Here is a 14636-nt window from a genome sequence, read left to right on the forward strand (position 1 = left end):
CATTCATTGACAGGAACAGTGTGGGATTGTATCAGACGTCACAACACGGACAAGTGCGATGACGCATGCTGGATAAAAAATCCGCATCCAACCTCCTGCTGAGGTGATACAAATAATCGTTAGCCAAGTTCAATCGAGTCAGTCGCGAACACAAGGAAGATCACATGTCTCGACGTCTATCGTGGTGGAAATCACTCGGATTGTTTCTCTCTCCTGCGCTGCTTGTACTGCTGTCAGGACCACTCCTGACCGGCCCCATCAGCGAACATTTTCTCAAGGAAAAAGGAGAGGAACTGCTCGCCTACCAGACGACCCGCAACCAGGCCGTAGAACACAGCGTCATGACCCAGCTACCGCGCTTCAAGTTTGACTGCGGCCCCGAGGACATGGCACTGCTGCGAGAACCCGCCTTTTACACCCGTCACCTCCGCTTCGCCGGCATGCGTACCGCTCAGGGGGTGAGTTGCTCGACCATGGGGCCTGGCATCCCCATTTTGGAAGATGTGAAGGACATGCCCAAATTAACCGACTACCGCTTTACGGCCACGGCTGGTTCATTTGGCAGTGAGCAGGAGCTGTTGGTCTACTCAAAACACGCAGGAAATCTGGTCTATTGGGTCATGGACAGCAGTTGGACTCATGAGCTGATGCAATCTCCCTGCCCCGACTGCTTCTATCTGGAGTTTTCCCACCAGGATCCCGCCATTGAGCAGCTTTATTTTCCGCGGGGCAATGCGGCCATCAAGCAGCAGCCGGACAAGATATCAGTCAGTACCTTTGATGAACGCAATCAGGTAGAGGAGACGCTCTCGGCCGGCCTGGAGCTGCGCCACTATGTGGCCAGCCAAATACGCCACTACGGCCTTATCATCGCCATTCCTCTTGGCCTGCTGCTGGTGGTCGCCTATTGGCTGATACGAAATTACCGCCACTCTCTGGATGGTCTGCTCAAACTGGGCCTGCAGCGTGGCGAATTTATCCCCTTCTACCAGCCCGTCGTCGATAGCCGTACCCAGCAGGTCGTGGGCTACGAGGCGCTGATCCGCTGGCAGCGGGGCGAGCAGTTTATCTCGCCCGGCATGTTTATCGACTATGCGGAGCAGCAGGGGCTGATCGTCCCCATGACGGAACTGTTGGTGCACCAAATCGTGCGGGACTTGCAACGCTTGCCCGCCCCCAACTGGGTCAGCGTCAACCTGGTGGCGGATCATGTGGAGCAGCACCATCTGCAGGCCATGCTGGAGAAGAGTGGCTGGCCCGACCCCGATCGGCTCACCTTCGAGCTCACCGAACGCATTCCCATCTCTGACATCAAGGGAGCCGCCCGTGAGATGGCTCACTTGGGGCTAAGGGGTTACCACTTCAAGATCGATGACTTTGGCACCGGCTACGGCGGCTTCGCCTATTTGCAGCAGTTGGGGATCCGCAGCATCAAGATCGACAAGATGTTCGTCGACACCATAGGCACTCAGGATCTCAAGCGCAGCGTGCTGGACGCCATCATCGCTTTCGGCCATGAATCCAGGATGGAGATGATCGCGGAAGGAGTGGAAAATCAGGCTCAGGTCGATTACCTCACAGCACGGGGGGTTTACCTTATCCAGGGCTATGTTTACGCACGGCCCATGCCGCTGGACGAGGTGTTGGCATGGACGCCGCCCCTCGCACAGCAAGATAGCGCTGAGGTGGGTTGATCCACGCCGCTAAATCCAAGCCTGTCATCGATCGAGACAGGCTCTGGCTCATGTTTGAGCTGTCATGAAAGGATTCAGGAGGCGCCAAGCAGGGGCTGCCAGTTGAAATCAAACTCGCTGCGCCCCTCTTGCGCCAGCGCCAGCTCCTGCAACACCCTGAGCGCCAGCTTGTTGCCCTTTTGCGAGGCCTGATAGAGCCACAGCTTGGCCTCGGCCATCTCCACCCGGCCATTGGCCCCCATCAGGTGCAGCACCCCCACTTTCAGCATGGCGGGCACGTCACCGTTGCGGGCCGCCCTGTCCATCCAGTGAAATGCGATACGCAGATCCCGCTGCACCCCGACCCCGCGCAGGTAGAGCTCCCCGAGCCGGTATTGACCGAAGGCGTCCCCCGCCTCGGCGGACTGACGATAGAGCGCTAAAGCCTGGGCCAGATCCTGCTCGCTCCCCTGCCCCAGCTCATGGCTCCATCCCATCAGGGCCTGGGCCCTGGGTTGGCCCTGCTCCGCCAACGGTTGCCAGATCCGGGTCGCCTCATCGAAGTGGCCCACTCGCCAGGCCCGGTTGGCCGCCGCCATCTCCTGCTCGGTGGAGAGCGGGATCAGGCGCCAGATGACCAGGCCAATGACGGCGATAAAGAGCCAACGGGCGGTAGTGGGTTGCATGATGATTTCCGTGATCCAGTTCTCATTTCGTCTATGTAAACGAAATGTAGCAACAGATCAAGCAAGAGATTCATTTGCGATGCAGTTTTATCCAAGGCGGACGACCGGACTTGCAGTTTGTCGGGCCCCCCGCCACAATACTGTATATATGAACAGTGTTGGTATAGGGTATGGCAGGACGAGGCAGCAGTCACAATGTCGATCACAGATTCAGCGGCCCGCAGGTAGAGGCCGTCGACGATGGCTGGCAGGCGCAGGAGTGGGAAGCCGCGTTCCAGTCTCAGGCGCCCCAGACCCAGGTGCGCGAGATCGAAGCCAAGAGCATCATCAGCCACAACCTGTCGCCGGACGTGCCGTTTGGCCGCTCCATCAATCCCTATCAGGGCTGTGAGCACGGCTGCATCTACTGTTACGCCAGGCCCAGCCATGCCTACCTGGAGCTCTCGCCGGGGCTGGATTTCGAGACCAAGCTGTTTGCCAAGCTCAATGCTGCTGTCCTGCTGCGCCGGGAATTTGCCAAGCCGAGCTACCAGCCCCAGACCATAGTGCTCGGCGCCAATACGGACCCCTACCAACCCATAGAGCAGCATTATCGCCTCACCCGCGAGCTGCTCGAGGTGATGCTGGCCCATCGCCATCCGGTGGGGATCATCACCAAGAGCGCCATGATATTGCGCGACCTCGACTTGCTAAGGGAGCTCGCCCGGGAGAATCTCTGTCAGGTGATGGTATCGGTTACCACCCTCAATGAAACCCTGAGACGACAGCTGGAGCCCAGGGCCAGCACGGGGGCTGGCCGCTTGAAGGTGATCGAGAAGCTGGCCGGTGCCGGCGTACCGGTCGGGGTGCTGGCCGCCCCCATGATCCCCCGTCTCAACGAGCCCGAGCTCGAGCAGATCATCAAGGCCGCCGTCGCAGCTGGCGCCGGCTGCGCCGACTACATCTTGCTGCGCCTGCCCCATGAACTGACCACGCTCTTCAGCGACTGGCTGGATGAGCATTACCCGGGGCAGAAGGAAGCGGTGCTGAACCAGCTGCGGGCGAGCCGGGGCGGCAACCTCAACAGCCCCGCCTTCGGCACCCGCATGCGCGGTGAGGGGCAATTTGCCGATCTGCTCGCCCAGCGTTTTCGGCTGATCGCCAAACGGCTGGGGTTGGGCAAGCGCCATATTGCACTCAATACCGAGCGCTTCATCCGCCCCAACGAGCAGCTTCGGCTGTTCTAGGAGCAGTGTAATCAGGCGCCATGGAAGCGCAGCTGGCGCCTTGTTAGACGGAGTCTGATCTCCTTCGCCCATCCCAGCCCTTCGTCTATTGGCTGCGGGCTGCGCCAAGAGACTACGAGCGGCAGATCCCGCTCGGCCAGATCCTGTCACATATTCCTGCGAGCCATCACGCCCGCTCCGAATAGGATCTCAGGGACAGCTGGCAGCAGGAGGCATCAGCCCCGCGGCCTCAGGGGATAGGGCCGCGCCGCCCTTCCCTCGGCAATCAGCTCCACCGGCAGACGGGATGGCTCAGGGGCCACCTCCTCTTCGTGCCCATGCCCGGCGCCTTGCCCCAGAGCGGGAGCAGACTCCCCCCACATCCGGCTCCACCAGATCTCCCACATTACCCAGCTGGTCATAAGATGCTCCTTTGGCGGCGTGTTGACCCATGGCGACCGGCAGACCCGGTCGCCTGTGGATGGGGGCAGCTTGGCTTGCTCCTGTGACACTGAGATGACGGCGGCATGATCCCTTGATTACGCGGGGTGCCCTCTGTCAACCCAGTCGACGCCGATCCTGTCAGCGAGCCGCAACACAGGTGAACACCACAATATTAATGACTGCTTTATTGGCATTTTGTATGTATTTACACCACAAATAGAGCGTGTTATGTAGACATGAGAGGCTACATCATCAATAGGACACTAAAAATAGCGTTAAAAAAGAGCGACCCTGGGGTCGCTCTCTTATCGGTGCGCCTGTTATCGGCGTAATGGAAGCAGCACGAGATTACTCGTCGCCTGCCGTCCCTTCATCGCTGGCTTGATCGTCAGAGACTTCGCCCGGCGCGGCCGAGCCCTCAGCGTCGCCCGTGGCGACGACGTCGTTCTCTTCCTCGTCGCTCTCGGCAATGCGCTGCAGGCCGACCACGGTCTCGTCTTCACCGGTACGGATCAGACGGACACCGCCGGTGTTGCGGCCTATGATGCTCACCTCGGCGACCCGGGTGCGGACCAGGGTGCCGCCGTTGGTGATCAGCATGATCTGGTCGGTATCCTCGACCTGAATAGCATCGATCACCTTGCCGTTGCGCTCATCCACCTTGATGGAGATGACGCCCTGGGTGCCGCGGCTCTTGGTCGGGTATTCGTCCAGCGCGGTGCGCTTGCCGTAACCGTTCTCGGTGGCAGTGAGGATGGCGCCCTCGCCACGGGGGACGATGAGGGAGACCACCTTGTTGCCGCTCGGCAGACGGATACCGCGGACACCGGCGGCAGTACGACCCATGGGACGCACGCCCTTGAAGGCACCCTTGGTTTCACCGCCTTCACCGTTATCGCTGCCGTCGTCATCGTTGCCGGCATCGTCGTCGTTCTCGACGTCGTCACCCGCATCTGCCGCATCGGCGCGGCCGCTGCCTTCGGCGAAGCGAACCACCTTGCCCGCGTCGGAGAAGAGCATGATCTCGTTGCTACCGTCAGTGATATCCACCCCGATGAGCTCATCCCCCTCTTTGAGGTTGATGGCACGGATACCGGAGGAGAGCGGACGGCTGAACGCAGACAGGCTGGTCTTCTTCACGGTACCGTCGGCGGTGGCGAAGAAGACATACTTGTCGTCGGCATACTCTTTCACCGGCAGGATGGCGGTGATGCGCTCACCCTCTTCCAGCGGCAGCAGGTTGATGATCGGACGACCGCGGGCGCCACGGGACGCCTCCGGCAGCTGATACACCTTGAGCCAGTAGACCTTGCCACGGGTGGAGAAGCACAGGATGGTGTCGTGGGTGTTGGCCACCAGCAGACGCTCCACGAAGTCCTCTTCCTTGATCCGGGTGGCCGACTTGCCACGACCACCGCGGCGCTGGGCCTCGTAGTCGGAGAGCGGTTGATACTTCACATAACCCTGGTGAGACAGGGTGACCACCACGTCTTCCGGGGTGATCAGATCTTCGATGTTGATCTCGGCACTGGACATGCTGATCTCGGTGCGACGCTCGTCGCCATACTGCTCGCGTACCGCCAGCAGTTCATCGCGGATCACCTCCATCAGGCGTTCCGGGCTTGCCAGGATGTGCAGCAGCTCGGCGATGAGATCCAGCAGAGATTGGTACTCTTCCAGGATCTTCTCGTGCTCGAGGCCGGTCAGCTTGTGCAGACGCAGGTCCAGGATGGCCTGGGCCTGCTGTTCGGTCAGGTAGTAGTGACCCTCACGGATGCCGAACTCCGGCTCCAGCCACTCGGGGCGGGCAGCGTCGTCACCGGATTTCTCCAGCATGGAGGCCACGTTGCCGAGCTCCCAGCCGCGGGCGACCAGGCCAGCCTTCGCATCGGCCGGAGTCGCGCTGTGACGAATGAGCTCGATGATGGGGTCGATGTTGGCCAGGGCGACCGCCAGACCTTCCAGGATGTGGGCCCGATCCCGCGCCTTGCGCAGTTCGAACACGGTTCTGCGGGTCACCACCTCACGGCGGTGCAGCAGGAAGGCATCCAGGATCTCTTTAAGGTTCATCACCTTGGGCTGGTTGTTATCGAGCGCCACCATGTTGATGCCGAACGTGGTCTGCATCTGAGTGTGCTTGTAGAGATTGTTCAGCACAATCTCGCCGGACTCGCCGCGCTTGATCTCGATAACGATGCGCATGCCGTCTTTATCAGACTCATCGCGCAGGGCGCTGATGCCCTCGATCTTCTTCTCTTTGACCAGCTCGGCTATCTTCTCGATGAGCCGCGCCTTGTTCACCTGATAGGGGATCTCGTGGACTATGATGGTCTCGCGACCGCTCTTGTCGTCCACTTCCACCTCGGCCTTGGCCCGCACATAGACGGAGCCGCGGCCGGTACGATAGGCCTGCACGATGCCGGAGCGACCGTTGATGATGCCACCAGTGGGGAAATCCGGGCCGGTGACATAGGTCATCAGCTCATCGATGGTGAGATCACCATTTTCGATCAGCGCCAGACAGCCGTTCACTATCTCGGTGAGGTTATGAGGAGGAATGTTGGTCGCCATGCCCACCGCGATACCGGAGGAGCCGTTGATCAACAGGGTGGGAACCTTGGTGGGCATGACAGCCGGGATCATCTCGGTGCCGTCATAGTTCGGCACCCAGTCCACGGTCTCTTTGTCCAGATCGGCCAGCAGCTCGTGGGAGATGCGCGCCATCCGCACTTCGGTATAACGCATGGCGGCGGCGTTATCGCCGTCCACCGAACCGAAGTTGCCCTGACCGTCGACCAGCATGTAGCGCATGGAGAAATCCTGCGCCATGCGGACGATGGTGTCATACACGGCGCTGTCGCCATGCGGGTGATATTTACCGATTACGTCACCGACCACACGGGCCGATTTTTTATAGGGCTTGTTCCAGTCGTTCCCCAACTCGTTCATTGCATACAGAACGCGGCGGTGAACCGGTTTCAAGCCATCACGCACATCCGGCAGAGCTCGTCCTACGATCACGCTCATGGCGTAATCCAGATAGGAACTCTTGAGCTCTTCTTCGATGTTGACCGGCGTGATCTCTCTGGCCAGATCGCTCATAGAAAGCCTTAATCCCTAATTAGTTGTTCTTTGGCTTAAACAGCGCGACATGGTAACACAGGACGTGAAATACCTTAAGCCGCAAATCAGGCTGGTTTGACAAAGTCCGTCCGTTATAATGCCCGCCAGGACAATAGATTGCGCGCCTCTCCTCCCTTGCGCGCCCCTGCCACAGGATCCATGAAAATGCACAGTGACGCCAACGTCGATCTGACAGAAATCGCCAAATTTGAAGCCATTGCCTCCCGCTGGTGGGACATGGAGGGCGAGTTCAAGCCGCTGCACCAGATCAACCCGGTGCGCCTCGACTGGATCACCGACAAGAGCAGCGGCCTGTTCGGCAAGCGTGCCCTCGACATCGGCTGCGGTGGCGGCATCCTCTCCGAGAGCATGGCCCGCCGTGGCGCCAGGGTCACCGGCATCGACATGGGCAAGGAGCCCCTCGGGGTCGCCCGCCTCCACGCCCTGGAAGCCGGGGTGGAGCTCGAGTATCGGCAGATCACCGCCGAGGCTCACGCCGCCGAGGCTCCCGGCCAGTATGATCTGGTCACCTGCATGGAGATGCTGGAGCACGTGCCGGATCCCGCCTCAGTGCTGCGGGCCATCGCGACCCTGGTACGCCCGGGTGGTCAAGTGGTGGTTTCCACCATCAACCGCAACCCCAAGGCCTATCTGATGATGATCCTGGGGGCCGAGTACCTGATGAAGATGGTGCCCAAGGGTACCCACGACCACAAGAAGTTCATCACCCCGGCAGAGCTGTGCCGCATGGGTGAGGAGGCAGGCCTGGTGGTGCAAGACATGAGCGGGGTGCACTACAACCCCCTCACCGGCCACTTCAGGCTCGGCGCCAACGTGGACGTCAACTACATGGTGAGTTTCACACGTCCGGAGCAAGGCTGATGAGCGCCGCCAGCAAGGCCCCCCTGCGCTGCGTGCTGTTCGACCTGGACGGCACCCTGCTCGACACGGCCCCGGATCTCGGCGCCGCCGTCAACCACGTGCTGATAAACGAAGGCTTCGCGCCGCTCTCCGACGAGGTGATCCGCCAGACCACCTCCCACGGGGCGCTGGGGCTGCTGAAGGCAGGTCTTGGGGACGAGCTGCTCGAGGAACTCGGTGCCACGCGCCTTCGCACCGCCCTGCTCGACTACTATGCGGCGAACCTCTGTGTCGGCACCCGCCCCTACGACGGCATGCTGGCGCTGATCGAGTGGCTGGAGGAGAAAGAGCTGCCCTGGGGTATCGTCACCAACAAGCCGGGCTTTCTCACCGAGCCGCTGCTGGCGGCCCTGCCGGCCCTGGCGGGCTGCGGCGTCACCGTCAGCGCCGACACATTGCCGGTGCGCAAGCCCGACCCCGCCCCCATGTATTACGCCTGCGAGCAGCTCGGGGTGGACGCCGCTCACTGCCTCTATGTGGGGGATCATGTGCGCGACATAGAAGCGGGTCGCAATGCGGGCATGCGCACCGCGGTGGCGGGCTGGGGCTATCTGCACGACGACGAGGATCCCGCCGACTGGGGGGCGGATCTGCACTTCGACACCGTGCAGGCCCTGCACCACTGGCTGCGCTACGAGCTGAGCTGAACGGGCCCGGGCATGGGATCCGTTGATGGATGTGGCAGGCACCTTATGCTGCCAGCGGGCGTTCAGAAAGTGCGTCATGCTGCCATCCAACAGCCAAGCAGAGGGAGCCGATATCGGCTCCTTTTTCATGCTCCGAGCGAGGGCGACGGGCGGCAGCGGACAGCTTTTGACCCTTGCTGCGCAAGGGATAACCAGTGCCTATTTGCTAGTAAAACCATCCGATTTTCGCAAGCAAAAAAAGTTATTTTAATTTTCCATCTTCGATCATCGGACTTGCATTTGACGGATCGGACGCATGAAAACCCACTCACTGTGAGCGCCCACTAACTCCGGCCCGAACACCCACAATTTATCCACAGCTATCGGGTTATCCACACGTTGCAATGCGGGGACGACCTCACTATCTTGTAGTTCGAATTCAAAATAACACTATATCTTGTGATTCATCGCGCAGTACGCCCCCACTTTTTACCAAGCCAGGTCCGTGGGGTGCGTGGCGCGATGGTTTTTCGGGAATCAACCGATGCCGGCAGGCATCAACTCATAAGGGTCATCAGCCAATGAACTTGTTTGTGACGAAGCGTAACGGACACAAAGAACCCATCGATCTGGATAAGATTCACCGCGTGCTCGACTGGGCTGCCGAGAAGCTCGACAACGTGTCGGTCTCCCAGGTAGAGCTCAAGTCCCACATCCAGTTCTATGACGGTATCCGTACCGCCGACATCCACGAGACCATCATCAAGGCTGCCGCCGATCTGATCTCCGAACAGAGCCCGGACTACCAGTACATGGCCGCCCGTCTGGCCATCTTCCACCTGCGCAAGAAGGCCTACGGCCAGTTCGAGCCACCCCACCTCTACCAGCACGTCGCCAAGCTGGTGGACATGGGCAAATACGACAAGCACCTGCTGACCGACTACACCCAGGCCGAATTCGAGGAGCTCAACGCGCACCTGGATCACTGGCGCGACATGGACTTCTCCTACGCCGCGGTCAAGCAGCTGGAAGGCAAGTACCTGGTCCAAAACCGCGTCACCGGCGAAATTTACGAGAGCCCGCAGTTCCTCTACATCCTGGTGGCGGCCTGCCTGTTCTCCAAGTACCCGAAAGATACCCGTCTGGACTACATCAAGCGCTTCTACGATGCGGTCTCGACCTTCAAGATCTCCCTGCCCACCCCCATCATGAGCGGTGTGCGCACCCCGACCCGTCAGTTCAGCTCCTGCGTGCTGATCGAGTGCGATGACAGCCTGGATTCCATCAATGCCACCGCCAGCGCCATCGTGCGCTACGTCTCCCAGCGCGCCGGCATCGGCATCAACGCCGGTCGCATCCGTGGTCTGGGCAGCCCCATCCGTGGCGGCGAAGCCTTCCACACCGGTTGCATCCCCTTCTACAAGTACTTCCAGACTGCCGTGAAGTGCTGCTCCCAGGGCGGCGTGCGCGGCGGCGCGGCCACCCTGTTCTACCCCCTGTGGCACACAGAAGTGGAGAGCCTGCTGGTCCTGAAAAACAACCGCGGCGTGGAAGAGAACCGGGTCCGTCACATGGACTACGGGGTGCAGATCAACAAGCTGATGTACCAGCGCCTCATCAAGGGCGGCGACATCACATTGTTCTCCCCCTCCGACGCCCCTGGCCTGTATGACGCCTTCTTCGCGGATCAGGACAAGTTCGAGGAGCTCTACGTCAAGTACGAGCAGGATCCGGCCATTCGCAAGAAGACTCTCAAGGCGGTCGATCTCTTCTCCCTGATGATGCAGGAGCGCGCCGGTACCGGTCGCATCTACATCCAGAACGTGGATCACTGCAACACCCACAGCCCGTTCGATCCGGCCGTGGCGCCGGTGCGCCAGTCCAACCTCTGCCTCGAGATTGCGCTGCCCACCAAGCCGCTCAACAACGTGGATGACGAGGATGGCGAAATCGCCCTGTGCACCCTGTCCGCCTTCAACCTCGGCGCCATCGAGAAGCTGGAAGACCTGGAAGAGATGGCCGATCTGGCCGTGCGCGCCCTGGATGCCCTGCTCGACTATCAGGACTACCCGCTGAAAGCCGCGCAAAAAGGCAGCATGAATCGCCGCACCCTGGGGATCGGTGTCATCAACTATGCCTATTACCTGGCCAAGAATGGTGCCCGCTACTCCGACGGCTCAGGCCTCGCGCTGACTCACCGCACCTTCGAGGCGATCCAGTACTACCTGCTGAAGGCCTCCGTGCAGCTGGCCCGCGAGTTCGGCCCCTGCCCGGCCTTTGGCGAAACCACCTATGCCCAGGGGATCCTGCCCATCGATACCTATAAAAAGGATCTGGATGCCCTGTGCAACGAGCCGCTGCACCTGGACTGGGAAGCGCTGCGCTCTGACATCAAGACCGTGGGTCTGCGCAACTCCACCCTGACCGCCCTGATGCCGAGTGAGACTTCCAGCCAGATCTCCAACGCCACCAACGGCATCGAGCCGCCGCGCGGCCTGGTGTCGGTCAAGGCCTCCAAGGACGGCATCCTCAAGCAGGTGGTGCCCGAGTATCACCGCCTGAAGGATCAGTACGAACTGCTGTGGAAGCAACCGAGCGTGGATGGTTACCTGCAGCTGGTCGGTATCATGCAAAAATTCGTGGATCAGGCGATCTCCGCCAACACCAACTATGATCCCGCCCGTTTCGAAGGCAACAAGGTACCGATGAAGCAGCTGCTCAAGGATCTGCTGACCGCCTACAAATACGGCCTCAAGACCCTGTACTATCACAACACCCGTGATGGTGCGGACGATGCCCAGACCGATCTGCAAGATGACGGTTGTGCCGGCGGCGCCTGTAAGATCTGATGAACCGGGCGGGAGCGACAAGCTCCCGCCCTCCTGTTTCCTCCATTTCGCGACATTCGACAACCATGGCCTATTCAACGTTCTGCCAGACCCAAAACGATCAACTCAAGGAGCCCATGTTCTTTGGCCAATCGGTCAACGTGGCCCGTTACGATCAACAAAAACACGACATCTTCGAGCGGCTGATCGAGAAGCAGCTCTCCTTCTTCTGGCGCCCGGAAGAGGTGGACGTCTCCCACGACCGCATCGACTATCAGGCGCTGCCCCCCCACGAGCAGCACATCTTCATCTCCAACCTGAAGTACCAGACCCTGCTGGACTCCATCCAGGGTCGCAGCCCGAACGTGGCCCTGCTGCCGCTGGTCTCCATCCCGGAGCTGGAGACCTGGATCGAGACCTGGGCCTTCTCAGAGACCATCCACTCTCGCTCCTACACCCACATCATCCGCAACATCGTCAACAACCCGGGTCAGGTGTTCGATGACATCGTCACCAACGAGCAGATCTTGAAGCGAGCCGGCTCCATCAGCCACTTCTACGACGATCTGATCGAGGCGACCGCCCTCTATCACCTGCACGGAGAAGGGACTCACCAGGTGACCGGTCGTGAAGTGACCATCACATTGCGGGAGCTGAAGAAGAAGCTCTATCTGTGCCTGATGAGTGTCAACGCCCTGGAGGCGATCCGCTTCTACGTGAGCTTCGCCTGCTCCTTCGCCTTCGCCGAGCGCGAGCTGATGGAGGGCAACGCCAAGATCATCAAGATGATCGCCCGCGACGAGGCCCTGCACCTCACCGGCACCCAGCACATGCTGAACCTGATGCGCAGCGGCAACGACGATCCGGACATGGCCGAGATCGCCGTCGAGTGCGAGCAGGCCTGCTTCGAGCTGTTCAAGGAGGCCGCCATCCAGGAGAAGGAGTGGGCCGAGTACCTGTTCCAAGACGGCTCCATGATCGGTCTGAACAAGGACATCCTCTGCCAGTACGTGGAGTACATCACCAACCTGCGCATGAATGCGGTGGGTCTGCAGCCGGCCTTTGCCGGCGCCAAGCAAAACCCCATCCCCTGGATCAACACCTGGTTGTCCTCCGACAACGTGCAGGTCGCCCCCCAAGAGGTGGAAGTGAGCTCCTACCTGGTCGGCCAGATCGACAGCGAAGTACACGCCGACGATCTCGGTGACTTCGAGCTGTGATGAGACAAGGGGCTTGTTGCGCCGTGACGGGCAGCGGCTGTCGACGCGGTGACACGGCATAATGAGTGATGCCATCGGCACCCCGTCCCCTACCCTGCGCCATGAGGCCGAGCAGGAGGCTCTGACGCCCCTGGTGCATACCGGGGATGGCACCCTCTCGCCCCACCCTGGCGAGAGCCTGCTGGAGACTCTGGAGCGCCACGGCCATCAGGTGGAGTTCCAGTGCCGCAGCGGCTATTGCGGCGCCTGTCGCACGCCGCTGCTCGAAGGCCGGGTGCACTATCCCAATGTGCCGCTGGCCTTCGTCTCCCAGGGAGAGTGCCTGCCCTGCTGCTGCAAACCGGTGGGCGCCATACGGCTGGATCTCAAGAAGGCCTGATCCCTTCACAGACCTAAGCCGGCCACATCTCGTCGCCGAGCTCCCACAAAAAAGCCGCCGGATAATCCGGCGGCTTTTTTATTTCTCACGCATGTACTGCCCGCGTCGGTCAGCTTATGGCGTCAGATCCAGGGGGCGGCGGTCGGCCCGTGGTGCAGACCCAGCTTCCAGACCCGGCCGAAGTGCTTGTAGTGGCCCGCGGCCACCCCGGCCTTCTCCCCCATGCCGTGGTAGAGATCCAGGTGCCCCTTCTTCACCGCACCGCCCACATCCAGGGCGATCAACAGGCGCAGCTGGTGCTTGCCGGTCCAGTTGCCGGCTTTGTCGAGCAGCGGCACTTCCGCGAGGATGGGGGTGCCCATGGGTAGTAAGGTCTTGTCGGCCGCCACCGCCGACATGGGCAGCAACGGAATGCCGGCGGCGCCGACCACGTCGTTGGTGGGGCGGCGCTCGAAGAAGACATAGGAGGGGTTCTGCTCCACCAGCTCCATGACGTTTTCTTCCGGCTGGCGGTTGGCCCACTCCTTGATGGCCTTCATGGACATCTGCTCCTTGGGCACTTCGCCGCGGTCGATCAGCACCCGGCCGATACTCACATAGCCGTGGCCGTTCTTGCCGCTGTAACCGAGGTACTGCAGCCTGTCGTCATCGCCGTAGTGCACGAAGCCCGAGCCCTGCACGTCCATCAGGAAGTTGTCGATGAGGGACTTGCTGTACCCAAGCTCGAGCCCGCGATTCGCCAGGGCCCCCTGGTGGATCTGGGCGCGGCTCGGGCAGCGACCCGCGCAGTTGGGCATGGCGTAGATGGGGTACTTGTACTTGGCGTCCGGCCGGTGGCGCACCTCCAGCACCGGCGAGTAGTAGCCGGTGAAGAGCACGTTACCCATGCGATCGGCGCCGCCGAGCTGGGCCAGGCTGATGCCGTACTGGGTGATCTGGGCGGGATTGCCACCGTTCGCCACCCAGCGGGAGAGCTGGCGATAGAGCTCACCGTAGCGGCTCGCCATCCGGCCGGAGCGCTCCAGTACCAACCGGCTCTGGGGGCCGAATCGGCTGAAATCCGACGACTGGCGGCTGTTGACATACTCCACCCGCACCAGATCGTCCGGCAGTGTGCCGTCCAGATACTGCTTGCCCAGATTGACTGGCACCTCGCAGTTCAAAAAGCATCTGGCATCTGACTTCTTCTGGGGGACCTTGGCGGGCTCGGGGTCGCTGGCACAACCCGCCAACCCAAGCACCAGGGCACTCAACCAGTACGCGCGTTTGTTCATAATTCCTCGTCTAACCAGAAAACGCTAACTTCATGAAAATAATGATGAATTAACTCAATGCTCCGGGCGGGAGATCCCGAGCCCCTCAAGGCGCGTCCCTGGCCCCGCCACAGGCGGCGCTATCATACAAAAACAAAGGCCCTGTTGACCCCATAAATTGCAAAATTCATCGCCTTTGTCGATCCCTGCGACAGGGATGCACACAGAGACGGTTCAGGACAGAATGGATGAATGGCGCATGGCGCCGCGACAAGGGA

At 60.8% G+C, this 14636-nt stretch carries 11 protein-coding genes; 7 read left to right on the forward strand and 4 right to left on the reverse strand.

Annotated features, from left to right (window positions below; genetic code table 11):
* The first annotated feature begins 164 nt into the window (after positions 1-164).
* Complete coding sequence (locus ACT5M9_RS01205; RefSeq protein WP_457978545.1) at positions 165-1694, forward strand: EAL domain-containing protein; 1530 nt, start codon at positions 165-167, stop codon at positions 1692-1694.
* Between the two features lie 74 nt (positions 1695-1768).
* On the opposite strand, the gene ACT5M9_RS01210 is transcribed toward ACT5M9_RS01205, so the two are convergent.
* Entirely contained in the window at positions 1769-2359 is a 591-nt protein-coding gene (locus ACT5M9_RS01210) for a tetratricopeptide repeat protein (RefSeq protein ID WP_457978543.1), read from the reverse strand.
* Positions 2360-2529: 170 nt separating this feature from the next.
* On the opposite strand from ACT5M9_RS01210, the gene ACT5M9_RS01215 reads away from it, so the two are divergent.
* Complete coding sequence (locus ACT5M9_RS01215) at positions 2530-3585, forward strand: PA0069 family radical SAM protein (protein WP_457978542.1); 1056 nt, start codon at positions 2530-2532, stop codon at positions 3583-3585.
* 215 nt (positions 3586-3800) lie between these two features.
* On the opposite strand, the gene ACT5M9_RS01220 is transcribed toward ACT5M9_RS01215, so the two are convergent.
* A complete protein-coding gene (locus ACT5M9_RS01220) occupies positions 3801-3986 on the reverse strand; it encodes a hypothetical protein (protein ID WP_457978540.1) in 186 nt (61 codons plus the stop codon).
* A 370-nt stretch (positions 3987-4356) separates the two neighbouring features.
* Entirely contained in the window at positions 4357-7110 is a 2754-nt protein-coding gene (gene gyrA / locus ACT5M9_RS01225) for a DNA topoisomerase (ATP-hydrolyzing) subunit A (RefSeq protein ID WP_457978538.1), read from the reverse strand.
* A gap of 186 nt (positions 7111-7296) precedes the next feature.
* Here gyrA and ubiG point away from each other — a divergent pair, with 186 nt between their 5' ends.
* The 5 genes from ubiG to yfaE all read left to right on the forward strand — a co-directional run bounded on the left by ubiG (position 7297) and on the right by yfaE (position 13105).
* The gene (gene ubiG / locus ACT5M9_RS01230; protein ID WP_457980554.1) at positions 7297-8013 is read left to right on the forward strand and encodes a bifunctional 2-polyprenyl-6-hydroxyphenol methylase/3-demethylubiquinol 3-O-methyltransferase UbiG; all 717 of its coding nucleotides are present in this window, start codon (positions 7297-7299) and stop codon (positions 8011-8013) included.
* A complete protein-coding gene (locus tag ACT5M9_RS01235; RefSeq protein WP_438550844.1) occupies positions 8013-8699 on the forward strand; it encodes an HAD family hydrolase in 687 nt (228 codons plus the stop codon). Before ubiG ends, ACT5M9_RS01235 begins: the two co-directional genes overlap by 1 nt.
* A gap of 560 nt (positions 8700-9259) precedes the next feature.
* Positions 9260-11527, forward strand: coding sequence for a class 1a ribonucleoside-diphosphate reductase subunit alpha (gene nrdA / locus ACT5M9_RS01240; RefSeq protein ID WP_457978536.1), 2268 nt, complete (start codon positions 9260-9262; stop codon positions 11525-11527).
* Between the two features lie 65 nt (positions 11528-11592).
* On the forward strand, positions 11593-12726 hold the full coding sequence (gene nrdB / locus ACT5M9_RS01245; protein WP_457978534.1) for a class Ia ribonucleoside-diphosphate reductase subunit beta: 1134 nt from the start codon (positions 11593-11595) through the stop codon (positions 12724-12726).
* A gap of 61 nt (positions 12727-12787) precedes the next feature.
* The gene (gene yfaE, locus ACT5M9_RS01250) at positions 12788-13105 is read left to right on the forward strand and encodes a class I ribonucleotide reductase maintenance protein YfaE (protein ID WP_457978532.1); all 318 of its coding nucleotides are present in this window, start codon (positions 12788-12790) and stop codon (positions 13103-13105) included.
* A gap of 122 nt (positions 13106-13227) precedes the next feature.
* Here yfaE and mltA read toward each other — a convergent pair whose 3' ends face one another.
* On the reverse strand, positions 13228-14379 hold the full coding sequence (gene mltA / locus ACT5M9_RS01255) for a murein transglycosylase A (RefSeq protein WP_438550840.1): 1152 nt from the start codon (positions 14377-14379) through the stop codon (positions 13228-13230).
* Positions 14380-14636 lie beyond the last annotated feature (257 nt).

This window comes from Aeromonas sp. AE23HZ002T15 (genome assembly GCF_054165525.2).

Bases quoted from the DNA above. Each gene is read 5' to 3' on its own strand.
- ACT5M9_RS01235 (WP_438550844.1), top strand. From the start codon at position 8,013: ATGAGCGCCGCCAGCAAGGCCCCCCTGCGCTGCGTGCTGTTCGACCTG.
- ACT5M9_RS01205 (WP_457978545.1), top strand. From the start codon at position 165: ATGTCTCGACGTCTATCGTGGTGGAAATCACTCGGATTGTTTCTCTCT.
- mltA (WP_438550840.1), bottom strand. From the start codon at position 14,379: ATGAACAAACGCGCGTACTGGTTGAGTGCCCTGGTGCTTGGGTTGGCG.
- ubiG (WP_457980554.1), top strand. From the start codon at position 7,297: ATGCACAGTGACGCCAACGTCGATCTGACAGAAATCGCCAAATTTGAA.
- ACT5M9_RS01210 (WP_457978543.1), bottom strand. From the start codon at position 2,359: ATGCAACCCACTACCGCCCGTTGGCTCTTTATCGCCGTCATTGGCCTG.
- ACT5M9_RS01220 (WP_457978540.1), bottom strand. From the start codon at position 3,986: ATGACCAGCTGGGTAATGTGGGAGATCTGGTGGAGCCGGATGTGGGGG.
- ACT5M9_RS01215 (WP_457978542.1), top strand. From the start codon at position 2,530: ATGGCAGGACGAGGCAGCAGTCACAATGTCGATCACAGATTCAGCGGC.
- gyrA (WP_457978538.1), bottom strand. From the start codon at position 7,110: ATGAGCGATCTGGCCAGAGAGATCACGCCGGTCAACATCGAAGAAGAG.
- nrdA (WP_457978536.1), top strand. From the start codon at position 9,260: ATGAACTTGTTTGTGACGAAGCGTAACGGACACAAAGAACCCATCGAT.
- yfaE (WP_457978532.1), top strand. From the start codon at position 12,788: ATGAGTGATGCCATCGGCACCCCGTCCCCTACCCTGCGCCATGAGGCC.
- nrdB (WP_457978534.1), top strand. From the start codon at position 11,593: ATGGCCTATTCAACGTTCTGCCAGACCCAAAACGATCAACTCAAGGAG.